Source organism: Novosphingobium sp. G106 (genome assembly GCF_019075875.1).
GTDB lineage: Bacteria > Pseudomonadota > Alphaproteobacteria > Sphingomonadales > Sphingomonadaceae > Novosphingobium.
This window is the reverse complement of record NZ_JAHOOZ010000001.1, coordinates 283,069-307,932: the sequence shown is the minus strand read 5'-3', so window position 1 is coordinate 307,932 and position 24,864 is coordinate 283,069. Positions and strand designations below refer to the sequence as shown.

Annotated in this window: 17 protein-coding genes; 8 read left to right on the top strand and 9 right to left on the bottom strand. The window is 61.4% G+C overall.

Annotated elements, in window-relative coordinates; all coding sequences use genetic code 11:
• The first annotated feature begins 130 nt into the window (after positions 1–130).
• A complete protein-coding gene (locus KRR38_RS01385; protein WP_217397891.1) occupies positions 131–313 on the top strand; it encodes a hypothetical protein in 183 nt (60 codons plus the stop codon).
• Positions 314–540: 227 nt separating this feature from the next.
• Here the strand turns inward: KRR38_RS01385 and KRR38_RS01380 are convergent, their stop codons facing one another.
• Both KRR38_RS01380 and KRR38_RS01375 read right to left on the bottom strand, forming a co-directional pair.
• A complete protein-coding gene (locus KRR38_RS01380) occupies positions 541–2,028 on the bottom strand; it encodes a c-type cytochrome (protein ID WP_217397889.1) in 1,488 nt (495 codons plus the stop codon).
• Positions 1,964–2,713 (bottom strand): PQQ-binding-like beta-propeller repeat protein, encoded by a 750-nt coding sequence (locus KRR38_RS01375; RefSeq protein WP_217397887.1) that lies wholly within the window; start codon positions 2,711–2,713, stop codon positions 1,964–1,966. The genes KRR38_RS01380 and KRR38_RS01375 overlap by 65 nt, the downstream gene beginning before the upstream one ends.
• 134 nt (positions 2,714–2,847) lie before the next feature.
• Here KRR38_RS01375 and KRR38_RS01370 point away from each other — a divergent pair, with 134 nt between their 5' ends.
• From KRR38_RS01370 to KRR38_RS01345, 6 genes are all read left to right on the top strand, one after another.
• Positions 2,848–3,507 (top strand): TetR/AcrR family transcriptional regulator, encoded by a 660-nt coding sequence (locus KRR38_RS01370; RefSeq protein WP_217397885.1) that lies wholly within the window; start codon positions 2,848–2,850, stop codon positions 3,505–3,507.
• Between the two features lie 901 nt (positions 3,508–4,408).
• Positions 4,409–6,208 carry a S8 family serine peptidase gene (locus KRR38_RS01365; protein ID WP_217397883.1) on the top strand — a complete coding sequence of 600 codons (1,800 nt, stop codon included), beginning with the start codon at positions 4,409–4,411 and terminating at the stop codon, positions 6,206–6,208.
• A 3-nt stretch (positions 6,209–6,211) separates the two neighbouring features.
• Positions 6,212–7,513: an MBL fold metallo-hydrolase gene (locus KRR38_RS01360; RefSeq protein ID WP_217397881.1), complete on the top strand. Its 1,302-nt coding sequence runs from the start codon at positions 6,212–6,214 to the stop codon at positions 7,511–7,513.
• Between the two features lie 107 nt (positions 7,514–7,620).
• On the top strand, positions 7,621–8,007 hold the full coding sequence (locus KRR38_RS01355) for a hypothetical protein (protein ID WP_217397879.1): 387 nt from the start codon (positions 7,621–7,623) through the stop codon (positions 8,005–8,007).
• Complete coding sequence (locus KRR38_RS01350; RefSeq protein ID WP_217397877.1) at positions 8,007–9,596, top strand: GMC oxidoreductase; 1,590 nt, start codon at positions 8,007–8,009, stop codon at positions 9,594–9,596. Before KRR38_RS01355 ends, KRR38_RS01350 begins: the two co-directional genes overlap by 1 nt.
• 7 nt (positions 9,597–9,603) lie before the next feature.
• Entirely contained in the window at positions 9,604–10,647 is a 1,044-nt protein-coding gene (locus KRR38_RS01345) for a ferritin-like protein (protein ID WP_217397875.1), read from the top strand.
• Between the two features lie 16 nt (positions 10,648–10,663).
• Here the strand turns inward: KRR38_RS01345 and KRR38_RS01340 are convergent, their stop codons facing one another.
• The 3 genes from KRR38_RS01340 to KRR38_RS01330 all read right to left on the bottom strand — a co-directional run bounded on the left by KRR38_RS01340 (position 10,664) and on the right by KRR38_RS01330 (position 15,762).
• A complete protein-coding gene (locus KRR38_RS01340; protein ID WP_217397873.1) occupies positions 10,664–11,536 on the bottom strand; it encodes a hypothetical protein in 873 nt (290 codons plus the stop codon).
• Positions 11,537–11,540: 4 nt separating this feature from the next.
• Entirely contained in the window at positions 11,541–13,406 is a 1,866-nt protein-coding gene (locus KRR38_RS01335) for a hypothetical protein (RefSeq protein WP_217397871.1), read from the bottom strand.
• A 523-nt stretch (positions 13,407–13,929) separates the two neighbouring features.
• On the bottom strand, positions 13,930–15,762 hold the full coding sequence (locus KRR38_RS01330; protein ID WP_217397869.1) for a type II toxin-antitoxin system HipA family toxin: 1,833 nt from the start codon (positions 15,760–15,762) through the stop codon (positions 13,930–13,932).
• Positions 15,763–15,938: 176 nt separating this feature from the next.
• Between KRR38_RS01330 and KRR38_RS01325 the strand changes: the two genes are divergently transcribed.
• The gene (locus KRR38_RS01325; protein WP_217397867.1) at positions 15,939–18,038 is read left to right on the top strand and encodes a helix-turn-helix transcriptional regulator; all 2,100 of its coding nucleotides are present in this window, start codon (positions 15,939–15,941) and stop codon (positions 18,036–18,038) included.
• A gap of 234 nt (positions 18,039–18,272) precedes the next feature.
• Here KRR38_RS01325 and KRR38_RS01320 read toward each other — a convergent pair whose 3' ends face one another.
• The 4 genes from KRR38_RS01320 to KRR38_RS01305 form a co-directional block, all read right to left on the bottom strand.
• A complete protein-coding gene (locus tag KRR38_RS01320) occupies positions 18,273–19,637 on the bottom strand; it encodes a hypothetical protein (protein ID WP_217397865.1) in 1,365 nt (454 codons plus the stop codon).
• Positions 19,634–20,014, bottom strand: coding sequence for a hypothetical protein (locus KRR38_RS01315; RefSeq protein WP_217397863.1), 381 nt, complete (start codon positions 20,012–20,014; stop codon positions 19,634–19,636). The genes KRR38_RS01320 and KRR38_RS01315 overlap by 4 nt, the downstream gene beginning before the upstream one ends.
• 289 nt (positions 20,015–20,303) lie before the next feature.
• Positions 20,304–23,714: a glycosyl hydrolase gene (locus tag KRR38_RS01310; protein ID WP_217397860.1), complete on the bottom strand. Its 3,411-nt coding sequence runs from the start codon at positions 23,712–23,714 to the stop codon at positions 20,304–20,306.
• Positions 23,715–23,727: 13 nt separating this feature from the next.
• The gene (locus tag KRR38_RS01305; protein ID WP_217397858.1) at positions 23,728–24,852 is read right to left on the bottom strand and encodes a ThuA domain-containing protein; all 1,125 of its coding nucleotides are present in this window, start codon (positions 24,850–24,852) and stop codon (positions 23,728–23,730) included.
• Positions 24,853–24,864: the final 12 nt, after the last annotated feature.

Genomic DNA, 24,864 nt, shown 5'->3' with positions numbered 1-24,864 from the left:
TCGCACCTGCAGCAAAGCGCAGGGCCTAATCCGGCGCAAAGGCATTGCCTAGACCGTGAGTGGGCGCTTTTACCGGGGCCCACAGGATATCGCCCCCGCAGCGTTGAAACATGCCGGGTTTGAGATGGCGTTGACGCTTCCGCCGGAGACCGATGATCCGGAGGGCGTTGCGCTCGGCATCTACGCGCCCCTCATCGGCGCGCTGCAGCTCGCGCGATCGGTGGAAGGTACGCCATTGTCGGATCGTATCCTTGCAGCGGGAGTCTATGCTGCCCAGGTGCTCGCGGGGCCTGAACCGAAGGATCGTACATAAGGCGGCTGGCAAACCTCCCGCGGCCCGCGGTCACCCCGAAATGCGTCTGCAATTAGGTGCGCATCGGGCCGACTGAACGAAGGCCCCCTTTCGGGAGACGGTTGCGTGCGGTTGAACGGCCGAAAAGTCGGCGGCTCCTGAAGCTACCGTCGATCACTCGGGTTCCACAGCAAGGCGCGACCAATGCGATAAAAGCTTCGCGACCAGACCTGCCGTTTCTGACTGCATCATCGGCTTGGAAGCGAGAACGCAACATACGCTGAGCCCTTCGGGCCTTTCGGGTCACGGCCACCGCTTGTCGCAATGAGCACGTACTGTCGTCCATCGATCATATAAGTGATCGGCGTCGCCAGTCCGGTGTAAGGAAGCTCGGTCTGCCACAGCAGCGCTCCGTTGCGGCTATCGAACGCGCGCATCTTCCGATCGAAAACGGTGGCGGCAATGATTACCAGCCCGCTTCGCGTCACCAATGGTCCGCCGTAGTTTTCGGATCCCGTGCCGAGCACCCCCTGGGCGACCAGGGCCGGATATTCGCCCAATGGGACACGCCAACGATATTCGCCGGTGTTGAGATCGATCGCGCTCAGGGTGCCCCACGGCGGCTTGACTGCGGGATAGCCATCGGGGTCGTTGAAGCGGTTATAGTTGGAGAAAAGATAGGGAAGGCCCCGCATGTCTCCGATCAAGGAGTGCAAATCGGAATCCCCCATGCGGGACGCGCCCATCAGGTAATCGATGACTGAGGCCCGCTCTTCTGCGCTCAATTGCGGAAAGCCTGGCATGCGCCCTGTTCCGCTCTGGATCAGCGCATCGACTTGTGGGCGCTCACGGCGGAACTGGACGCCTACCACCGTCGGCATTTGCGGCGGGGTGCCCTGGCGGTCGACACCGTGGCAACCCGAGCATTGTTCCACATAAATCCGTTCGCCGAGCGGAGTTGCGCTGGTCGTCTTGTTTGGGCGCAAACCCGAGTAATAGGGGACGTCCGTCCCGTTGATGTAGATCACTCCCGAAGGATCGACCGCTTGGCCGCCCCATTCCGCGCCGCCATCGAATCCCGGAAAGACGACCGTTTGCTTGTCGAGCGCGAACGGAACGAACAACCCCGCGCTGCGCATCTCGCGAAACCGACTGAGCACGGCGGCACGCGCTTCCGGCGTTCGCGTCGTCAGCATGTCCTCCGTCAGGAGCTGCCGCGCGAACGGCTCGGGTTTGAGCGCGAACGGTTGTGTGGGCGCGGCCTTTTCGCCTGGAACGTCGCTGGCCGGAACCGGGCGTTCCTCGATCGGAAAAAGCGGCTTGCCGGTCACGCGGTCGAACACGAACAGAAAGCCCTGCTTCGTCGCCTGTGCGACCGCATCGACCATTTTCCCGTTGTGCCGAACCGTCAACAGCACGGGCGGCGAAGGAAAGTCGCGGTCCCAGATGTCGTGGTGCACGGCCTGGAAATGCCACAGGCGCTTGCCGGTATTGGCATCGAGCGCAATCAGGCTGTTGGCATAGAGATTGTTACCCAGCCGATCACCGCCGAAGAAGTCGTAGGCCGTCGACCCCGTCGGGGCGAAGACGATTCCCCGTTTCTCGTCGACGACCATTCCCGCCCATGCGTTGGCGCCGCCGGCGGTGCGCCATGCTTCGGCGGGCCAGGTCTCATGACCGGCCTCGCCCGGCCGGGGAATCGTGTGGAACGTCCAGCGCAGTTTGCCAGTTCGCACGTCGTATGCACGGATGTCGCCGGGCGCCGCCGGGGGGCGCTTCGGAGGTGCGGAACCCCGTAATGATGACGTCCTTGTAGATAACGCCGGGCGTGGTCAGGAACACCGCGTTGCTGTTGGCGCTACCCAGCCCCAGGTTCTTGCGCAGGTCGATCTTGCCGCCCTCGCCGAAGGCGGCGATGGGATTTCCGGTCGCGGGATCAAGTGCCCACATGTCATTCTTGTTGGTCACGAACAGCCGCCGATCTGATCCGCTTTCCCAGTAGGTCATCCCGCGGGCAGGCTGTTTGCTGCCACTGCCGGGCTGGAAACGCCACAAGAGGCGGCCCGTCGTCGCATCGAGCGCGATGGCCGCCTGTTCCGGGGTATAGCCGAACACGGTTCGCCCGACGACCAGCGGGCTGGTCTGAAGCGTTCCTTCCCCGCTGTCATATCGCCACGCCACTTGAAGGCGGGAAACATTCAATCGATTGATTTGGTCCAGCTCGGAATAGCGCTGTCCTGCGGCATTGCCGCCATAGACGCGCCAGTCGGTATCCTGCCCGCTCTTCGCCGCAGCCATTGTGGCTGCACCAACCAAGAACGCGGCGCAAACAAGGGATCGCTGAGTGAGCGCCCGCTTGCGCAGTCGCAAGTTTGCCGCCTGAGGCGCCCGATATTCCCCCATGAAGGTCCGCCGCTGCATGATCACCTCACCCGTAGCCTTTGTCTCGTGCGGTGCCTAACGGAGCCTGGGCGCAAACAATAGTACAATTTTGTACGTTTCCGGTTTATCAGGCCCATGTACCAGTCCGCAAGACCGTTCGGAGATAACTATTGATGATCGAGCGACGTTCGCGCGGGCGACCCAAGGCCAACGATCTGGGGGCTATCGAGGATCACCTGATCCGCGAGGCCAGCCTGGTCTTCTTCGATAAGGGCTATGGCCATGCAACTATGGCAGCTGTGGCGGCGGCAGCGCGGGTTTCCAAGACCACGCTCTATTCTAGGTTCCCGACGAAGGCTGACCTTTTCAGAGCGATGGTCGCAAAGCACACCGCCGAATGGGGCAGCGGCGCGAACAGCACACCAATCGAGACTGATACCAGCGTGAGCGAGTTGCTGCTTGCCTATGGAGATCTCGCCATTCGTGCTGGCACGAGCCCCGAGTTCATTCACATCAATCGCTTGCTCTACAGTGAGTCCGGGAGGTTCCCGGAACTTGCGGCGATCGCGGAAGAGAGAATGAAATTGGGAGTAGAATATCTCACTGACGAAATCGCCGCACGCTTGCAGCGCGAGACAGGTGAATACAGAGAACCGCGAGAAATCGCCGAACTGTTCCTTACTCTTCTTTCTGGCTGGCTCAGCACCGCAATTCTAACTTCGCGCTTGCCTGATTCCGAGCAACGGCGTGCATGGGCGCATCAGGCAACCGAACTTTTCGTTGGTGCTGGACCCCTCGCAGGCAAGGCTAATCTGAACGAGCGGCACCTTTGAGGGATCGCATTTCTGCGCTCGAACGGCCGGAATTTCGGCGGCAGGCGACCAATTGCTTTAACGGGAGGGACTCGAACTTTTTAAATATTATATTTATTAATAATGGATGTTATCAGAAACACGCTGGTGAACATCAGAGCAAATGCCATGAATTTTGACCGGTAAATATTGTTGGAATCTTGAGACGGGCGCTAATGCGCACAGTTTTGATGCGATCGCTATCGACCAATTGAATGCCGAATGCCTGCTAAGGCCAAACGCACCAGCCGCTGAACCCGCACGTCAGTCTGCACTACCGACGATAAGCAGTGCCGCGTGGGCTGAAAACGAACCATGTCAGCACGGAAAGGACCCACTCCACCAGTACGACAACTTTAAGCGCTTTCCTCGGCGACCGCCGCCGGTCGAACACTCAAGATAGCGACTGTTAAAAATAATGTTGCGCTTCCCTGCTCCTAAAAGCGCCTAAATGGAGCAATTTCTTTGAGACGGTTCGCCGACCACGTGCTATCCAAGCAACAGATGGGCCGGGGGACAGGTTGTGGCAAGTAAGGACCGCTTTTCACGCAAACTTCATCCGCGACTCCGATGCATCCGAAACGGTGCGGCCGAAGTAAATCTTCTCCGTTCTGACCTGAGTTCGATTGTCGCGAGCTCTCCGGCTCCTGCCCAGGCACCGTTGCAGACTCTCAAATCTTTAGTAGGTTCCCCTGGCCTGGCTGCCGGGCTCGACCTTCTTTCGTCCGGCCTGGCCGAAGCCCCAAGGGAAAGTCGGCCGCGGCTTAAGAGGCGTCCAAAGCTCAAGAATGAGCCGCAGGCGAACAACTCCTTCGTGAACGTGTTTGTGGAACTGGTGCGATCTGGAGAGTCTGGAGACACCAGCCCTAAAACGATCCGAAAATTGGAAGCGCTTGCGGCAAAGGACGGCGACGGCGAGATGCAGCGGCGGCGGCAGGTGCTTGTCCGACGCAATTTCGTCTCAGCTGCGATCCCCGTCTCGGCATTGAAGGATCTCGAGCGCGATCCCGAGATAGCCTTTGTCCACCCTTCCGAGCCGCTGACCTTGGACCGACCAACGGTCGTGCGCAATGGCGGCCCTGCTCCCACGCCGCGAACGGTCGGCGACGCCGCGCTGATAGCCGAGCACAAGGACGGTCAAGGTGTCATCGTAGGCATTATCGATGTCGGCGGTTTCGACTTCGCCCACGAGGATTTTCTCGATGCGCAAGGCAAAACCCGGTTCCTCTCGATCTGGGATCAGGGTGGCGACTCCCGCAAACCGCCGTCGGGCAATCGCAAGACGCGGTTCGATTATGGGAGCGAATTGACCGCGCCGCTGCTGAACGCGGCGATCGCCGCGGAAAAGGCCGGGGAATTCCCCGCGACCTATGTCGAAAGGCAGTCGCAATCGAGCGAGGGATCGCACGGCACGCACGTTGCCAGTATCGCAGCGGGTAACGCCGGCGTCTGCCCGAAGGCGGAGATTGCTGCCGTGCTGATTTCCGTACCGTTGCAAAACACGGCGCTCGAAGAACGGCGGGCCACTTTCACTGACACGACACGGATAGTCGATGCCGTCGAATATCTTCTGGAGATCGCCGCGCGCGAGAAGAAACCCATCTCGATCAACATCAGTCTGGGCACCAACGGTGCAGCACATGACGGCTCGAACGGGGTCTCACGCTGGCTTGATGCGCTTCTCTCGACCCCGGGACGCGCTATCTCGGTGGCGGCAGGCAACGCCGGCCAGCAAAAAGCACTGAGTGACGACGATCTCGGCTTCGTCATGGGGCGCATTCACGCAAGCGGTCAGATCGCCGCTAGCGGACTTGCGGTTGATCTGGAATGGACGGTGATCGGCAACGGCATGGAGGACATGTCGGAGAACGAGCTCGAAATTTGGTACGGCGCGCAAGATCGGCTGACGGTCATGCTGAAGGCCCCAGGGTCGAGCGAATGGATCACCGTCAAGCCGTGCGAATATGTCGAGAACCGGCGGCTGCCGAGCGGCACGACGGTCTCGATCTACAATGAGCTCTATCATCCAACCAACGGCGCCAATTACGCCGCAATCTACCTCACGCCCAATCTTGACCGGGCGAATCTGCGCGGCGTGGCATCGGGCGTCTGGACGGTCAGGCTCGTTGGCGAGGAAGTCAGAGATGGGCGTTTCGACTGCTGGATCGAGCGCGACGATCCGATCGATGTCGGCAGTCAGCGGGGCGTGCGCCTCATCCGCTTCCCATCGTTCTTTTCCGAGGAGAGCAATGTCGATTCCCATTCGATCAGCTCGCTGGCTTGCGGCCACCGCGTCATCGCCGTCGCCAATCTCGACGAGACCAAGCAGCGGATCAACGCGTCGAGCAGCCAAGGTCCCACGCGCGACCGTCGCTGCAAACCCGAGGTATCGGCGCCCGGCACCGACATAGTCGCGGCCAAAGGGTTCAGCGAGGATGGCAAGGCATGGCTCTCGATGACCGGGACCAGCATGGCGAGCCCCTATGTCACGGGCGTCGTGGGGCTCATGCTCGCGGTCAATCCCGATCTCACCTCCGCGCAATGCTCGGGCATCCTGCAACGCACGGCAAAGCCGCTTCCGGGCGCGTCATACAGCTGGGCGAATGATGCCGGTTTCGGCGTCATCGACGCTGCCGCGGCGGTGGCCGAAGCGCGCACGTTCAGCGATCGCAGGGAGGTCTGAGCGATGAAGATTGAAATCTTCCAATCGTCGAAGGGTGATTGCCTGCTCCTAGAGGCCAATGACGGCGCCCGGATACTCTGCGACGGCGGCATGCACGACAGCATGCGAGGCGTGGTGCGCAAGGAGCTCGCGAAGCTACGCACCCGGAACATCAAGATCGACTACGTCTACGTGTCGCATATCGATCAGGATCACATTTCCGGCGTCCTCGCGCTGCTCGAGGACGAGCTCGAGTGGCGGCTCTACGATCACCACAAGGCGAAAGGCACGCCGAAGCCCAAACCCAAGGTGCCCCGCCCGCCTGAGATCGGCGGTATCTGGCACAATGCCTTCCGTGACCAGGTGGGACAAAACGCCGACAAGGTAGAGGAGCTGCTGGCGGCATCGGCCGCCACCCTGCTCGCCACTGGGGACGCGGAGCTCAGGGGCTTGGGGATCGTCTATCAGGAGATCGCGCTGTCGATCCCCGAGGCACTGAAGGTGTCACGCCTCGCGTCCGCCGATCTGCTCAAGATTCCCACCAACCAGCTGCCTGGCGCCCAGGGGCCGGCAAAACTGCTTATGATGCGGCGCGACCAGCAGTCCATCCCCGTCGGCTCGATGATCCTGACAATCGTCGGCCCGGGAACCAAGGAGCTCGAGGCGCTGAAGAAGGGCTGGAATACCTGGCTCGAATCCACCGATGGGCATGCAGGGCTCGCCCGGGTTCGCCGCGAGATCAAGGAGAAGCTCGACGGCGTGAGCGATCTCACCACGGTCGGCAGCCGGTGGAATGGGATCGCGCCCTACAAGGGCGTGACAGCGCCGAACATCGCCTCGCTGATGTTCATGGTCGAGGAGAATGGCAAGCGGCTCCTCCTCACCGGAGACTCGCAGCAGGATTTCATCCTCGCGGGTCTTGAGCAGACGGGTTTTCTCGAAGGCGGCAGCATTCATCTTGATGTGCTCAAAGTGCAGCATCACGCCTCGGAATATAATCTCGACGAGAACTTCGCTAAGCACGTTTCCGCCGACCACTACATCTTCTGCGGGAACGGCGAGAATGGGAATCCCGAGCTTTCGGTGATCGACCTCATCTATCAATCGCGCTTGGGCAAGGCGGCGCAGCGTACGCTCAATCCGGCCGCGGAAGGGCGCAAATTCAAGTTCTGGTTCAGCACCACCTCGTCCGCGCAGGAGCCGGGCAGCGACGAGCAGAAGACCTATGCCGCCGTGGAAGCCCATATCGCGCAATTGGTCCAGCAATCGAACGGCACGCTCAGCGCTGCCTTCAACCCGGGAGCGAGCATCACACTGAAGGTCTGACGGCAACTCCTCCAGGGAATTCTCGCATGTATCAAAACAAGATTGTCCATCCGCTGTCGCGCGAGATCCTCGAGGCGCCCTATGGCATCCCGGAGCCCTTGTGGACGATGTTCGTCGCCATCGGCACCTATTGGAAGCTTGGGGATGATCCCGAGCCCTACCGATCGCGCCTCAAAGTGTTCATGGACAACCGGATCGCGATCAGTCCGCTGTATCGCGGCTATTATTCGACCGCCGCCGAAGTGATCGCGGATTTGATTGCGGCGCAGGGTAACGAGAAGGCGTTCGAGACGCTGTTCAAGATCAAGGTCCCGGACGGGGTGCCCAGCACCGCGATCGACGTGGCCAAGCGCTTCGTCGTCAACGAATTCATCACCATGAGGTTGGCCTTTGGCGGCTTCAAATCGTTCGGAGCCCGCAATTTCAACGGCTATTTCGGGGGCACGAACGACCCGTCGGATAGACCGTATCGCGGCATCGACGAGGGCGCCTGATGAAGACGGTCATCATTGGATCGGGCGTTGCCGCCACTGTCGTCATCGAGACTTTGCTCGCCAATAACAGGCATGCCGAGATCGTCGTGCTCGAGGCCGGCAGCCGCGTGACGACGAAGGATTTCGGACTGTGGGAGAACTATCTCGTAACGGGCGGACTGCCTTACGACAACGCCCGCGACGCCAACTATCCGCAGCGTGACGATCCTGGCGAGAACCAGAACGCGGGGGCCACCGAGGTCCCGCTGCGCGGTGCCCGCCTCTTCGCTTATGGCGGCACGACGCTGCACTGGGGCGGCTGGGCGTTCCGGATGAAGCCGGAGGATTTCCTGCTCCAACATAACACCGGCGAGAGCATCGACTGGCCGTTTGGCTATGCGGAGCTCGAGGAATTCTATTGCCAAGCCGAACATCATCTCGCGGTCTCAGGGGATTCTAAGGATGCGGTTGTGCCGCGCACGCGCGAGTTTCCATTCGCGGCTTTCCCCTTCACGCTCGAAGACAAGATCTACGCGGATGCCTTCGATAAGCTCGGTATAGGCTATGGACAGCTACCGATCGCCCGCCGCGGCGTTTCGGAGGTGCCGTCGCGCCACGCGCCGTGCCAAACCACCGGAACCTGCAAATATTGCCCGTTTGGCGCACGCTACGTGGCCAGCAACTATCTCGACGACCTCATCGAATGGAACGATTTTCCGGGCCTCGAGATCAGAACCGGTACGCCGGTGCTGGCGATCGAGACCGGGACAAAACGCCAGGCCAGCGCCGTAGTCTACTACGACAAGGCGAGCGGCGACGTCGTTCGTGTCGCGGCTGATCGGGTGATCGTCGCGGCCGGCGCGATCGAGTCCGCTAAGCTGCTTCTCAGATCGAAATCCGATGATTGGCTAGACGGGATCGGCAATCACAACGACCAGGTGGGGCGTTATCTGATCACGCACCCCTATTTCGTCATGACGGCCATCCTGCCGGACAACAAGCTGCGGCTGCAACCGGAATTGAATTTCCCGACGCTGGTTTCGCGGCACTTCGACAGCCCGACCGAACAGGCGGCGGGAAAGTTCATGATGGTGGCACCACCCGACACGCCCGCTTTCTCGCTCGCGGCTCAGATGCAAGGCGGAGCCGATCGGGCGAAGATCGATCAGAACCTTGCCGGTCCCAACAAGGTCACGATCCAGGGGATGGTCGAGGTCTTCGGCCGCTCGACGAATACCGTCAGGAATATGGGCGCCCTCAACAAGGTGGGCCTGCCAATGACCACCGTCTCATTTGCTCAGGACGGCGCCTTCAACGGCAGAATGCTGACGATCGAGAAGAAGGTCAGCGAGATCTTCGCCGCCATGGGCGCCAAACTCGATGGTGCTTATACCGTCTCGTGGCGGGCGGACCACGCCGCCTCGACGTGCCGGATGAGTGAAGACGAGAAGGTGGGTGTGGTTGACGCCAACCTCAAAGTGCATGGCACCGACAACGTCTACGTGATTTCGAACGCCGTGATGCCGAACCTTGGGTCGGTCAATCCCACCCTCACGCTTGCCGCGCTCGCTTACCGGCTCGGCGATCATCTCGTAAGGACGGGCCCATAAGATGGCAATGTCGATCGACGAAAAGCGCGCAGCTCTGTCGGCGGGGTTGCAGACCGCGCTCGAGCTCGAACTGGCGACCATCCCTGCCTATCTCGTGGCGCTGCTCAGCATCAAGCTTCCGCAAAACCGCGACGCCGCCGAGCGGATCCGCAGCGTTGCGATCGAGGAGATGCTGCATCTGGCGCTGGTCGCCAATGTCATCAACGCCGTCGGCGGCACTGTCCGGATCGATCGAAACGCCAATCCCGTCTACCCTCTTGTGCTGAAATTCAACGGCAAGGCTTTTGCTGATCGCCGTTTTCCGGTGCCGCTCGCGGCCTTCTCGCCGAACACCATCAAGACCTTCATGGAGATCGAGAAGCCCGCGTCGATGATCGCAGCCGTCGCGCTGGGCGGGAAGATCGATGTTCCCGCGCCGACCATCGGGCAATTCTACGACGACCTGATCAAGCTGCTCGAGGAAATCGAGGCGGAAGCGCCCGGATCATTGTTCGTCGGCGATCCCGCCCGGCAGCTGGACAGCGACTATTATTGGGCCGGAGGCGGCCAGGTCACGCCCGTCACTGATCTGGCAAGCGCCAAGGCCGCGCTTACCCAGGCCATAACCCAGGGCGAGGGTTCATGGCCCGCAACCCCTGCCGGCTTCGCCGAGGATGTCGTGCGGCCGTTTGGTATCGGCCATTACTACCGCTTTGCGGAGATCCATTTCGGCAAGCATTTTACGCCGGCGGACGATCCGGCCGGCAAGCCTACGGGGCCGGCGATCGAGATCGACTATGCAAAGGTCTACCCGATCCTCGAGAATGCAAAAGCGGCGGACTACACGGTCGGCTCGCGCGCTGCGGAGCTCAATCACCTTTTCAATATCCGCTACACAACGATGCTACGGCAATTGGAAGACGCGATGACGGGGTCGCCGAAAGTGCTCTTCACCGCGATTATGCACGGCATGCACGGTCTGACCTCGGTGGCGCGAAAGCTTATGGCAACGCCCGTCGACGGCGATGAGCAAGGCAGGACCGGGTGTCCCACATTCGAATGGACGCAATGACCCTAGAGTGGCTGGGTCATCCGATCGCTGTGCGGATCAATGACGCGATATCCGCATTGGCCAGATAGCGGGTGATCGCGTGCGGATCGTCATAGCCGTTTTCGATATTCGAGATGTTCTCGATGCCGCTGCCAAAGGTCGTCGCATCGAGCACGGACCGTAGTGCGACGAAGTCCTCTGGGTCGGCCCCGTTGACCCAGCGGGCGACGTCGGCCGGGCGGCCCCGCGGTAGGGCAAAGCTCTTGCGCACCACGTCGATTCCCAAAGGCGAGCCGAGCGTGACATAGAGTGGGCATTGCCGGGGCTTTCCTGCAGCGGAGAATTCGCGCAGCAGCTTGTAGGTGACGATCGTGCCAAGCGAGTGCGCGACGATGATCATCGGCTCATCACCTTCGAGCGCAGGTCGCACGACATCGTCGATCTCCGCCATAATGTGAGGTCGCTTCAGATAGGCATGTGCCTGACCGAGCAAGCGAAGCGCGATCTCCCCTTTGAGCGGCGAGATCGCCTCAATCGCGCGCGCCGCTGCCTTGAGCCAGGTCTTGTGCGGTCCAGCGCCCTGGGCGATGGCGATCTTATCGGCCTCGGCCGCCATAGCGCTTTCGTCGGCGCCCGCCCGAAACGCCATCTCGGCCAACGCCGGGCCTGCGAATTCTGCGAACTCATCGGGAATTTCGCCAGCGCCCTGGGCAATCGCCGCGGCCCTTCGGCCGGCCTCGGACAAGGCGAAGAGCTGGTCGCCGTAGAACGGGGTCGCGACGCCGCTGACAGCATCACCGGGCCAATCCCCGGGGCTCCCGGTCGGCCGCAGCACGTCGAGCCAAGCCTGTTGGATCGAGGCGCTGCTCTTCGTTTGCTGGTTGATACCGTGAACAAAGACCAGTCTCATCGCCTCACGCGTCCCTAACCATTTCCATCGAGATCGACCGCGCCCGTTCGATCAACTTCAGCAATGCCGCTTTCCCCTCGGGTCGCACGGTGAGGAACTGGCCTTCGGTAAGATGGGGCACGACGTTCATCGCGCATTGGCGCCATTCCTCCGCGCTTTCGTGGAGAAGTGCCGTTTCGATTGCCCGCCACCCGCTGCGCAGCCAAGGAGCCCGGCCGCCTACCGCCGCTCCCGAGACTGCCGATGTGGCCGAGGTGGTGAAGGCAAGGCCGTCTTCAACATCGGTGCGCGGCTTGCGCTTCTGCGTTGCGGGAATGTCGACGGTTAGCGTCCCGTCATCGCCCATATGGAGCTTCCCGCCCGTCAGCAACGCGATGTCGAGCGGAATGACTTGCCCTTCCCGGTGGTAGTACCAGGCGATCGACCGAATGCCGTCAATGTCACCGATCGCGTTGTAGAGGTAGGCCGCGAGCAGCCCCAGCGTGTAATCGAGATGCTTGCCGCGCCGCACCTGAGCTGCCAGGTCGACGGCGCTGACCCGTCCGATCCGGCCCGCGGCAAGATCGGCGAGCGCACCGGAGACGACCGGCGCGGGCTTGGCTTTCTCGGAGATGTGACGGTGCACGAGACTGATCTCGCCATGCTCGTGCACGAAAAGCTTGGCCATGAACCACTGGACCCCGCACACATAGACGCAGCGGCCATCGACGAGCTCGACGACATAATCCTTCCAAGACAGATTGTTTGGCTCACTAGACAAATAGAGCCGGAACGCGCCGTGATGACCGGGATCCGCCTCGTACCCGCCACCATGGATTGCCGCGACCTTGAGACCGATAACGACAAGCCCGCTGCCCGAGATCGAGTAGTTGGGCGTGTCGGTAAATATAAGATCCCGAAATATGCCGACAGCACGCGACTGCTTCTGCGCTTTGATCTCGGCGAAATCGATCTTGGGACCAAGCTGGTCATCCATGTCGGTCACGATCAATTCGCCAGCGCGCGGCCCCGCGTCAGTGCAATCGATGGGGACATCCAGCCCGTCGGTGCCGAGACCGGAGGGAAACTGGGCGTAGACGGTATCGGTGAAGAACCCCGGAACTGGCCAAGGCTTCATCGAGACATTGTGCCGCCCCGCCTCGATCGGAATTTGTTCTTGCAGATAGCGCGCCAACGACGTGCTGGTGACGACAGGGTCGCCTTGTCGGTGCTGATCGAACGCGTTCGGCGCATCGCCCTCGAGGGCATCGAGCAAGACTTCGGTAAAAATGCAGAAATCGCCGTCTGCGCTTCGTGATTTGATCATGAAGGCTTCTTCGCCGGCGTCTGCGGCAAAGAACTGATCGAGCTCGGGGAATGGATTGTCCTCGTCCTTTCGGTCGAGGACCCCACTGCCTTTTAGCTCAAGAAAGGCCTTATCAACGACTTGGCAGGCGTCGCCGATGAGCGTAACCTGGATCGGAGCATAGTATCGAAGCATCCGGCGAAACCGGATGATATCGACAGCTTCTTGCGGCTGGCTCCACCAATTGGAGAGGAGCCAATAGGGCTCTTCGATATCCTTGGTCCCGCCGTGCCCCGCGAAGAATACGACAATCCTCCGCAGTACTTTTTCCTGCTGAACAAGTTCGATAGCCTCCACGATTTTTCGTTGAAGGAGCGAGATGGTGACCTCTCCGTCGGCGTCGTGGACCGGAACTACCAGGTAACCCATGCGGCGCGCCCACCTGGCCATCCGCAGAGCCGCGGTCGTGGCACCAGCAAGCGGAGTCAGCTTTTCAGGATTGGCGACCGAGATAGCGACAAATATCTTTTCCGGAATCGGAACGTCTTTCGCCAATTTCCCCTCCCTTGCCGTCGAGGCCGTCAATCTAGTGTAGATTGCGAGGGTCTCCAAGCATTGTGCTCCGACCGTTAGATTTACTATTTCTCGCTTACAAGATTGTGGCGAATTGGCGTTCACTCGTGCGGTGCCAGGCCATGACATGTCGTGCGCTTGGCGCGGGTCACGCCCCGACATCGCCTTTTACATCGGCGATCCAGCGGTTGATATCAACGACGCCCCAAAGGGTTCGTTTCTTTTCGGAACCACAACGATTGACTGCTGAATGTACGGCAGTTCTCGGGAATCCGATTTGGCGCGTTGAATGGCCGAAAGTCGGCGGAACGAGAACCCAATAGACTCCTCCCGCCAAGCTAGTCGGGCGTGAAGATCAATCGTGATGTCTTTGGACAGATCACCGATATGCTTGGCGAGGGCATCGTGTGGGCGCATTTGCTATCTGCGAACGAGCCCATCACCCATCGCCGACATCACGGGCCCGCTTTGTGAGGAAGCGTAAAAGTGACGCGCGAAGGTCCGTCAGGGCCGATGAGGCGCCCCTCCTCCCCGCTCACACGAATGGTTGAGCGCGTTCCTGGACGATCTGACGAATGCGGTCGAGCGTGCGATCGCCTCGATTTGCGAAGGGCGCGGGCAGTGCGAGGGCCGGCGCTGCATCGGCCACTCGGCGCGCGCAAGATGCCATCAGCTCACTTGCGCGTGCCTGCGGCAGTTCAATTGTCCGAGCCAACGCATGGAAGTCGTCAGGGGTCAGACGATTGTCTTTGCCGTTGAGTTTGAAAGCCATTCGATCGCTCTCGAGCCCTGGGAAGACGTGCGTGGTGACGGCATCGTAAACGGGGGAAAAGCGGACATCCCTAAACCGGTCGGCGCCAGCCTCGGCGACCTTGAGAAGCGCGAGATTCTTAAGATGCATGTCGCCGTCCGCGATGAGCCAGGCGAATAGTGCACGCTGAAATAGAATCTCGAGATCGGCTGCGGGGTCAGTGGACAGGCTTCGAAGTCCCCGTGCCATTCGCTCGACCGTGCCATCGTATTTTCGGGCTGGAGGAAGGTCGAGCACCGAACAGAAGTCCTCCAGAGCCAGGCGCCGCGTATCGTTGCCGGATCGGCGTATGTCGAAGCGCTCGACGAGCAGCGCAGGCGCCATGCCGTCTGGCATATCTATCAAGGCCACTTCCGGAAGTTCGAAGCCCGCTGCGCGCGCAAGGCCGAGACATATCCATTCGACAATGGGCAGCTGCTCGTATCCCCCTGTACCCGCAGGCTTGAGGATGTGCGTGAAGGGCGCTTCCACCGCCGGGATCAGATGACCGTCCACACGCAGAGACATGGGAGCCTTGATCTGGATGCCTGACAGTCGCGGAGTATGCCGGTCGGCGAAGAGGCGGGCCAGTTTTTCCTGGAACGAATCTTCGAGCGCTTGCTTGGCAGGGCCAAGATATCGGCCGGTGAAGAGGCCAGCGTCATCGAACTGCGCGAGACGTCCCTCGATGACGTCGGCAGGAAGCTCCGCCAACTGATCAAGGTCGGCGACGATGGCGATGTTCGACATGTACCTGCTTCCCGTTCGCAGGGTCTCTCGCTCGTCGCGCTGGTCAAGGACCTGAGCGAGCCAACCTTCTGGCAATAGGGATTCGATAAAAGCGGGTAGGCTCCCCGGACGATTTTCCCTGACCAACGGCGGGTTCGGACCGTCCGCTGCAATCCACCTCCACTCTGCGCCGTCGTGCGTGAGGTGCCCCACCACGTCTCCATGCCAGGCGACTACGAGTTCGAAGCCGGCCTTGTTTATGGGCGCCGCCTGGCGAGCGTCGGTCCTGAGGTAGTGTTCGGCAGCTTCCGTTTCCCGGATCCACTGGTTAACCCGGCCAAGCGCCCACAGCTGGTCGGCAGCGGCATCGGCATGGCCGAATTCCTCGATCAGTCGATCTGCCATCTGCCGGCGCATTGCGGGGTCAATCGCGTTGGCATGCTGGCTGCGTTGGCGAAAAGCTTCAAGAAAGCGCTGACGAAGTGAAGAGGCGGTAAGATGGAGTTCGCCCATGTCATCGCCTACGATGACGGGGATCGTGGATGGCTGCGCGGGCGCCTGGTTCTGAATGATCTCCAGCCCGCGGATGCGCGTGCGGTTGTTGCGCCGGCCCGAGAGGAACAGCTGGCCATCCTCCGTAGCAGCCAGCCGGCTAGCGCTTGCACCGGAAAGGTAGGCTTGCGGATAGAGGAAAGCCGCTATGCGGACCGCGTGATCGACGACGACCTTGTCGATATCGTCATCCGCGTCCACATAGACGCCGCGGTGCAAGCTTAGGAGTTTGCCAGTGCGCGCCAACGCGTGGGCGCGATGCCTGTCGAGGGTTTCCCCCACCAAATGGAGCGCCATAACTTTTCCGCATCTGAGATGCGCGAAAGTTAGGTGACTTTCGAGTGGATTGCACTCGTTTTCATAGGAGTGCGCTTAGAATTGGACTTTATCCGATGATTTTCCAAGAAACCTAATCCTATCTTGCGAAATTTCGCGTTATATGGAATATGGAATGGAGAAAGTCGGAGAATTCCATGGTCTACACCATACCAGCAGACGTGCTCAAGCACGTGCGCGAAGCGAGTGGGCTTAGCCAGACCGCGCTTGCCAAGGCGATGGGAACCGTTGCGAGTGTCCTATCCAAGCTGGAGAAGGCCGACGAAGCCGATGCCGAAATGGCAGATCGCTATCTGAGCGCAATCGGATCCGAGCTCGCCCACGATGTACGAGACTATTACGCCCGTTCCTGGCTCCAACAGGAACCCCCGACATTTCTCCATCCCGACAAGGATGCCCTTTGGACGATCGATCAGGCTCTTCGGGACCTCCAAGAGTTCGAGGTAGATAACGACGACCCGATCCTGCGTAGTCCGATTGGCTTGCTCCGAGCGAAGCTGCGCATGGCGGAGGCCTATCTGCGTCGACGCGACCATGTTGTGGCGTGGGTCGGCGATATTGGTGTTGGGAAGACGACTGCCCTCACTCATGCTGTGGGATTGCTCGTAGGCGATGGTAGAAGCGGCCGCCGGCCGGCCTTTCCCGTGGGATCGGGACGAACTACAGTGTGCGAGACCGCGATCCGGGTTGCCCCCACATTCGGCATTATGGTCGACACCATCGAAGACGAGGAAGTGCTGCGACTGACGCGCGACCTTGTCTCCAGCCTTGCTCCGGGGGCCGCGGGCGTGGGCGTGCCTGCGGAAGTGAGCCGCGTCCTGCGGACGATGTCGGCGATGCGCACCACAGAAACAGTCGTCGACGACGAGACCGTCTCCAATGACCCGATCGCAGAATTACTCGCCTCAGGAATTGGCATCGACGAAGTTACGGACCGGGTGGTCTCGAAAATGGACCTTCCCGCTCGCAAGGAACGCCAGATCCTGCTTCCGGAAGGCAGCGAAGATGGCCTATTGTGGTTGTCCCGGCTCGTATCCGCCATCAACGGCGGCCTCGACCCGCGTTTCAGCGTACCCGCCCGCATTACCGTTCTCATGCCATCGCGCCATCTAAGCGCGGATGGACAGGTGCTCCAGGTCGTCGACACCAAAGGGGTCGAAAGCGTGACGCAACGCCCCGACCTTGCAGATCTGGCCGAAGACCCTCGCACCTTGATGGTGCTGTGTACCAAATTCGCCGACGCGCCGAATGCCACCGTACAACGCCTCTTGCAGGAGTCCGTGGAGGCCGGATACGACGTTGCCACGAATATGCGGCAATGCATCCTCGTTCTTCCACGTGGCGACGAGGCGCTGGAAATGTCGGGCTTCGAGACGCCGCCTTCCTCGCGCCAGCAAGGCTACGCCGTGCGCCGGAAGGAGGTCGATCAAGCACTCGTCAGCGCGAACCTTCCCAAGACTCCCATCTACTTCTTCGATGCTCGCAATGACGATCCGGACAAGATCTGGAAGACTTTGCGCGGTCAAATCAGCGCGATGCGAGGCCACTACGTTGAGCGCGCAAACACGGCAGCTGCCGGCGTCCAAAATCTACGCGAGAACATTCAGGACGTTCGAGCCGCCGAAGCGCGCCGGGATGTCGGAACACAGCTCGGCCGCATCCTGGACATGGTGGCCTCACTTCCGATCGGCATCCGCCCTGCCCATCAGAACTTGATCGATCAAATGGCTGTCGGGCATCACAGCTCGATCGCCGCCTCAATCGCCCGAAAAGGCGACTGGAATCAGTTCCAGTTCGATCACATCCTGGGGCAAGGCGTTCGCATAGACGCCAATCTGCGAACCGCGCCGATGGCGCTGCGCATTGCGCACAAGCTCGACGAATTGCAGGATCAATACCAGGACCTCCCGACGATCGTGCAGACCCTGCAGGCAATCAGGGAGCGTATGGACGAGCATCGGCAGCAGTTTCTCGCCACCGCGCGCGCTATCGGAAGCGATGCTTTTGGGCTGTTGCTCTCTGGCGAGAGCGAGAGCTGGGCGAAAAGCAATGGGCGTTACGGACTTGGCGCCGGCTACAAGCACGACGTTGCGGCGATCTGGCGTGAGTGGTTTGAAATCAGCCCTGCCGCTCACAGCACCGCTCAAGCAGTGCATCAGCGGCTCCAAGATGCCTGGACTTATTCCGTAATCGACCCTTTGCGACAGTCTCTGCAGGTCGATGATGGAGAGAGCTAGTCCGGCGCTGACTCAAGGATACGCTCGTGAGGGCGCGCCGCCGATCCGCTGACATCGCGGGCTGGATGGCCGCGCTCAATGGTCGCTGCTGAGCCGGAGCTTGACCAAGGAGAATTTTCCGCTCTTGATGCGTGACAAGGCGCAGGGCTCGCGCGGGTAACCGAGACGGATCGGCGGCGTCCGTCTATCCCCGACGCTTACCGCCGGGTTCTCGCGCGACAATACTCTTCCAAATCAGAAACGCACCCCGAGCGCGACTTTCCACTCGTCGGACAGCTCGAGAGTATCTTCGTCACGGCTGCGTTCATAGCCGCTTGTCAGCGATACATGCTCGGATCCGGCGATCCAATAGCTGAGGTCTGCTTTGAAAGCGTACACCGGCTTCCCGTCGCCTGAAATCCGAAACAGCCGCTTGTAGGTTACGTCGAGCGACATGTCTTCTGCAAGGCCGCTCAGCCCATATATGTGCAGTGCTCCGGAGGGGCCAAAGCGAACATAACTCTTGCCGTCGATGAACGTCGGATCATTGCCCTTATCTAGGACAGTGCCGAACGAACTGATGACTTGAAAATCAGCCCAAACCGCAAGACCGTTACCGAATTCACAGGCGCCTCGCGGTGACCGTTTGCATGCGAAATGCCATGAGTTATTGAAGGGTCGAGCACGATAAAGAAATCCGGGGCGCCATGCTATGCGGCCCGTCAATAGCTCGGCATGATTTTTAAGATCACGCGCATAGAGAGGTGTGAGGTCGAACTGATCGAACCCCAAAATGACGGTGCTGACCGCACCGGCAGCGAATTTGCCGGTCAGTTCGCTTGTCCCGGCCTTCCGATCCCGTACTTCCGACCGAGAATATTGCAGGAACGGCGTAAACTTAAAGCGCGCACTGTCGGCCACGCGCAGGCCCGCCACGGCATCGATGGCAAAGGTTCGCGTGTCGGCGACATTGTCAGACATAAAACTGACTTCGGCCGGCGTTACCTTAGCCAGACGGTCCCGCCCTTCGCCTTCTCGAGACACCGTCAGGCTGTCGATATCTTTACCAAGTAGAAATGCAGGTCGCTTCTTCTCTTCTCCCGCGGCCGCGATCTGGACGCCAGGCGCACTTCGGCACACTGCCTTAGCGTAGCGGCCGCGCTCATCGAGCAATGCCGCCCAGGGTCTGGCACTCAACCCAGGCCGCAGCCGCACATCTTCATTGGTTGGCTTTGCTACAACGGTTACATCGTAGAGCGCGCCATTCTGCTGCCAGAACCCCGTCAGCTTGGCATTGGCCACACGCAGAGCTTGTTCCTGACCGTCCCCGCAAGCCTTCGCTCGACCGTCCGTATCTGCGGTCTTCACGGTGCAGAATAGGTAGGCATCGGTCGTCAGCGCGCGAAATATTTCATCGGCTGTCGGCGTTCCATCATGATCGTAGTCGAGCGTGTCGTAGTCGACACCCTGAAGAGCAGTGCTGCGAAGCGTGATGGGATCGATTGTCCGGTCTGCCGCCGGAGCATCATCACAGAGCGCTTTTGCAAATTCTTGAGCAGACGCGCCGTGGGCGAGCAGAAGCGCCGCGAGACCAGTGCAGGAAGAAAACACCCGCATCATGAGCGGCGCTGCGACAAATGATAAACTATCGCAGCGACTATTCCGGCCGCTGCGGCGCCGCCGCCCCAAAGCAAGAACGTGCCGGCGGCACTCTTGGTTGGGCGACTCAACTCCTCCAGATAGGCCTGTGACGCCGTAAGCACCTTGTTGACGAGGATGTTCGCCTTATCAAGCGTCGGCTCCCGCGTGGAATATTGGCGGTCGCGCAGACGGTTGGCCGCATCCTCGAGCGTCAGTTGCCAAGCCAGTCCGTTTTGCGCACCGATTTCGCCGTCCGATGGTTTCACATCTCCCATCTTTTCGGGTGGCACATCGACGCCATTTCGATCTGCAACGGCGTCGAGCAGGCAATCTTGTGCATCGGTTTGCAGTGACAACGCCGCACTCCTCACGCGAACGGAATTTCTTCTTCGTACAATTGTGCACCCACTATTTCAATTCAGAAAATATTGAAAAAACATCCAACTCGGTGCAAAATTAGCCGTCATCTTGAATCCGTTTCTTGATGACGGATAGTCGCCTAAAGTCTGTTTGGAGGTTGATCACGGTTTGCGCGTCAAACGGACAGGCGCAACCTTCACGATGCACTCGCATGGTGCGGCACCTACGCTGAACGTGCAAACATGACCGCTGCGGATGTCTGCCAATGTGAGTAAGGTGTCTGATCTATGGGCCTCGCTGCCCCAGTAGCAGTACCGGCCCAATCAAGCCCGAAGGCCGCAGCGGCGCATCGGGCTTGTAACTCGGCGTCGCGGTCCATGTGATCTTGCTCGCGCCGGGCCGGGCGTCGCCGATCAGGCGGTTGACCCACAGGTTCGCGACCCGAACCTCCAGCCGGTTGCGTCCGCTGCGCACCGCGCCGCCGATGTCGAGCCGGAACGGCGCGTGCCAGGCGGTGCCGATGCTCTTGCCGTTGACCGTCACCTCGGCCAACTCGCGCACGTCGCCGAGGTCGATCCACAGCGGTTGGCCGGGCTTCCAGCCGCGCGGGGCGGAGAAGTCCTTGGCGTAAGTGGCGATGCCGGAGAAATACCTGATCCCCTGATCGGTGCTTTCGTCGAGCGGCGCGAGCGCGGGCAGGCTCGCCGACGCCGGCGCGCCGCGATCCTTCTGGAAGCTGACCATCCAGGCCCCGCCCAGCTCGGCGAGCGGCGCGGGAACCAGCTTCTTGATCGCCAGCGCATCGTGCTGGGAGGGCTGGCGGAACACGACATGGACCGACTCGTCGGCCGCCAGCGTCAGCGGTACCACGGTCTCGCCGCCGGCGATCCGGTAGCTGACCTTTTCGGATGTTCCGGTGTCGGCGTGCCACAGTTCGGGCGCCTTGCCAGTCACGCGGAAATGCGCCTCGATCGTCTCGGCACGGTCCTTGCGGTTGACCAGGAAGTAGCTGTCTCCATCCGCGAGCATGCGGTGGACGAAGGGAATGTCCGCCCCGCCCTGCCCGCCGGTGAAGCGGAAATCGGGCGCGACGCCAATGCGGGTAAGGGCCGCTTCGATGTCGGCGGAGGCGATGACGCGGCCCTTGCCCACCGTGGTCTCCGCGCCCCCGCCCCAGAGCCTGGCGGTAAGCGCGGCGTATTCGGATGCGGCACCGTCGCGGCCCGGATCGCCTTCGGGCTTCATGCCGACGACGGTCGCCCCGCCTTCGACCAGCGCGGCCAGCTTGCGCAGGGTGCCCAGCGTCATCTTCCGTGACGATCCGCCCAGGTACAGCACGCGATAACGCGCGCCGCCGGGCGCCGCGAGCTCGGCGCCATCGTTGGTCAGCGCACCGGCCAGGGCATCGGCATTGACGAAGTCATAGGCGTAGCGCGTCGGCGCATCGGCCACCGCCTTGTCACCATATAGGCCGGTGAGCGGCGGTTCCTCGCCGTAGAAATAGCCGACGTCGGCGACGTTACGCCCCTGCTGCAACATCAGCGAATTGCGCGCCATGTAGTCCACCCAGGGCTTCGCCATCTCGGCCCAGGTCTCGTGGCGGTTGAAGTACTGGCCGACGACATACAGAGATAGGCCGGGAATCTTGTCGTCGACCGGCTGGTGCACCGAAGTGTGAACCACCGGAAGGTTCACCCCGGTCACGAACTCCAGGTCGATGACCCGCTTGAGGTCGCGCGGCGCATAGTTCCATGGGTTCATCGACGCGGTCATCGATTCGGCCGCGACGAGGTTCTGGCCATAGATATGCGCGACCGACGCGGCGCCCTTGATGTCCGCCAGATAGGTGAGCTTCGGCCCCTGCTCGCGCGAATGGGTCCACATCGCCGCCATCGGCACGTCGGCATGGCGGCGCATCGCCATGTCGTCGCCGAGCGACGGGCGGTGGTCCTCGAGCGCCTCGCCGTAGACCTTCAGACCGTTCTCATGCGCGACCTTGGCGACGGTGCCGTAATGCTCGCTGGCCATCAGGTCGGCCAGCGTGCGGCGGTAGTCGTAGAGGAACTTGTCGCTCTCGGCGCGCGAGCCAATCACCGTGCCGGTCAGTGCCGGCAGCCACGGCGTCGGGTCATAGCCGCGCAGCCGCTTGAACTGCGCGACCATCTGCGGCGTCCAGTTCGCGGCGCCCACCTCGATGCTGTCGGTCAGGATCGCGCGGACGCCCTTGTCGCCGACCATTCCCGGTCCGGCGGCGTCCTTGTACATGCCGATATAGTGCTCGAGGTAGCGGCGTACCGCGGCTCCGTCGAACTTGTCGACCTCGAGCCCCGTCGCCTCGGGCGGCGCAGGGTGGTTGGTCGTGCCCAGCAGCGAATAGCCGAGGCGCAGCACGCGCCACTGGCCTTTCGGCGGGATCCAGTCGAGCGTGCCGTCGGGCTTGAGCCGCGAGGTCAGGTCGATGACCCGCGAGGCCGGCACGCCGGGCTCGTCGGGCAAGCCCGCGCTCAGCGCATAATAGTCGCGCTCGATAGAGAAGCCGGCTTTCGCCTGGAAGCGATCGACCTTGACGTCCGGTGACAGGGTGAACTGGTTGACCGTGGTCGGCCCTTCGCTGGCCATGCTGGCCAGCATAGTTTTATAATCGGGCATGGCGACGCCCGGCGCGGAATCGGCGCGCAAGATGTCCAAAGGTGCACCCGGCGCAAGAACGATCCGAAAGTGCCGCGCAGTGACGGGAGCAAAGCTGACCGTAACAGGGACCGAGCCCGACTGGATCTCTTTGACGGTGCGCCAAGCGGCGCCGTCATCGCTCGCCTCGAGCCGAGGCACGACGGTCGATCCAATCAGTGCCGCCAGCGGATCAGGCAGAAACAACGTGGCCGATCTGATCGTCTGCGGCGCGGCATAACTGATCGTCACTACACCGGGCCTGTTTACTGTGCCGCGATTGACCTTGATGCCGCTGTCGAGATCACCGTCGAAGAGTGCGGCGGGATCGGTCACCGGACCGTCAAGCGTTTCCACCTTTGGCGATGGCGACGCGACATCATCGGCGAGCGGATATGCGATGATTGCGACATCGCCATAATAGGTCGGCGGCGGCTTGGCATCCTTGCTCGGCGGGCCGGCCATGATGTCGTTGATCCCGAGCGATTGAAATGGTCCCGTCACCACAGGCGGCGGCGCAAGTTTGCCGGTGAAGCGCTTGCCGCCAGCGAGTTCGGTCTCGCTCCACACGAGCTTCTTGAGCGCGTCCTGGGGTTTGACCCAGGGTCCGCCGGTCTCGGACCAGCCTGGCGACGAGGCGATCGCTAGCTCGAGGCCCAGCCGGTCAGCCTCGCTCGCGGCGAAGCGGAACGCGTCCTTCCAGTCGGGGTGCATGTAGACCAGCCGGTCTGTGACGATCTGCGGCGTCATCAAGTCGGCGTCGAAGTTCTGCAGACCGCCAATGCCGACGCGCCTCATCCAGGCAAGGTCTTTCGCGATCCCGTCCTTGGTGATGTTCCCATTCATCCAGTGCCACCAGACGCGCGGACGGGCGGAATCCGGCGGGTCGCGAAACTGCTGCTCGAGCGAGGTCTGAGGCTCCTGAGCGGCGACGGGCGCCGCGGGGGGAGTTTCGGCAAGCGCAGGCCAGATAGACATGGCAGTGGCCGCGGCGAGCGCGATGCCAAGCAGCGATCCGCGGTTGCCCATCAATATTCCTCGTTCATTTGCGCGCCGGACAATCGCCCTTGCCCGACACCGCCGCCCAGTCGGCCGCAGCTTCGAGCATCGCGACGTAGTGGGGTTCCGAATAGGTCTCCGGCCGATGGCCGATCGCCGAATAGAACATGCGTCCCTTGCCGATGCATTTGGTCCAGGCGATCGGATGGTCGCCCATGCGCAGATTCATCTTCATCATGCCTGCGGGATTGTAGGTGCCCTCGTCGAGCGTCGCGATCACCCTGGCGCCAGCAGCGCGGGGGTTGCTCTTGAACGAGTACCATTCGTCGTTCATCACCCATTCGCGCGGGAGCCCCTTCGCGATCGGATGGCTCGGATCATCGACCACGACACGCGCGTCCTGGAACTGCGGCGCCATCGGATGCATGAGGAAGCGGGCGCCGATCAATGTATCTGTGAACCAGGGCCAGAATGCGACCGGATCGCCGTTGGTGCCGTGGACGCCCAGAAACGCGCCGCCCTGCTCAAGCCAGCCCTGGAACGCACGGCGTTGCGACAGAGTCAGGACGTCACCGCTGATGTTGTTCCAGATCACCGCGTCGAATTGGCGCAGCGTCGCGGGATTAAACGCGCCGGCCTTGTCTGTCACTTCGACCGCCCAGCCCTTGCGTGCGGCCATGGCGACGAAAGCCGCGTGAGCGGCATTGACCGAGGGCTCATCCTTGAAGCCGTTGATCTTCTCGAACAGCAGCAGGTGCGACTTGCCGGCGGGCAGGTTGAAGGCGGGACGATCGTTGTCGTAGCGAGCGCAGCGGGCCACCTTGTCGGCAGCCGTCACCGGCAGTGCTCGCAGCGCGGCATCGATCGCAGGCAGTGCTTCAGGCTTGATCCCGGTGAACATGCTGGCCTCCCGTCCGCTTAGGATGGCGGCGAAGGTCGGAGGAGTCGTGCCTGCGAATTGCGCGGGAATCTTGTCGAGGTGACCAGGAGCCGTCTTCTCCATCACCGCCTTGGCCGCGGGGCTCAGCAGGATGTCGAGCAGCGGAGAGTCGATAGAGAACGGCGCGTCGCGCAGTGGGCAATCGGTAACGGGCGCGGCGGCGGATGCGGCAGTGCTCGCCAGATGAGAAGCGGTTAGCGCTGCAAAAGCGATTACGAAGCGTTTCATGGGATGCCCCTT

Excerpts from the sequence above, each read along its gene's own strand:
- KRR38_RS01340 (WP_217397873.1), bottom strand. The coding sequence starts at position 11,536 with ATGAGACTGGTCTTTGTTCACGGTATCAACCAGCAAACGAAGAGCAGC.
- KRR38_RS01305 (WP_217397858.1), bottom strand. The coding sequence starts at position 24,852 with ATGAAACGCTTCGTAATCGCTTTTGCAGCGCTAACCGCTTCTCATCTG.
- KRR38_RS01360 (WP_217397881.1), top strand. The coding sequence starts at position 6,212 with ATGAAGATTGAAATCTTCCAATCGTCGAAGGGTGATTGCCTGCTCCTA.
- KRR38_RS01370 (WP_217397885.1), top strand. The coding sequence starts at position 2,848 with ATGATCGAGCGACGTTCGCGCGGGCGACCCAAGGCCAACGATCTGGGG.
- KRR38_RS01375 (WP_217397887.1), bottom strand. The coding sequence starts at position 2,713 with ATGCAGCGGCGGACCTTCATGGGGGAATATCGGGCGCCTCAGGCGGCA.
- KRR38_RS01355 (WP_217397879.1), top strand. The coding sequence starts at position 7,621 with ATGTTCGTCGCCATCGGCACCTATTGGAAGCTTGGGGATGATCCCGAG.
- KRR38_RS01330 (WP_217397869.1), bottom strand. The coding sequence starts at position 15,762 with ATGGCGCTCCATTTGGTGGGGGAAACCCTCGACAGGCATCGCGCCCAC.
- KRR38_RS01325 (WP_217397867.1), top strand. The coding sequence starts at position 15,939 with ATGGTCTACACCATACCAGCAGACGTGCTCAAGCACGTGCGCGAAGCG.
- KRR38_RS01320 (WP_217397865.1), bottom strand. The coding sequence starts at position 19,637 with ATGATGCGGGTGTTTTCTTCCTGCACTGGTCTCGCGGCGCTTCTGCTC.
- KRR38_RS01350 (WP_217397877.1), top strand. The coding sequence starts at position 8,007 with ATGAAGACGGTCATCATTGGATCGGGCGTTGCCGCCACTGTCGTCATC.
- KRR38_RS01310 (WP_217397860.1), bottom strand. The coding sequence starts at position 23,714 with ATGGGCAACCGCGGATCGCTGCTTGGCATCGCGCTCGCCGCGGCCACT.
- KRR38_RS01345 (WP_217397875.1), top strand. The coding sequence starts at position 9,604 with ATGTCGATCGACGAAAAGCGCGCAGCTCTGTCGGCGGGGTTGCAGACC.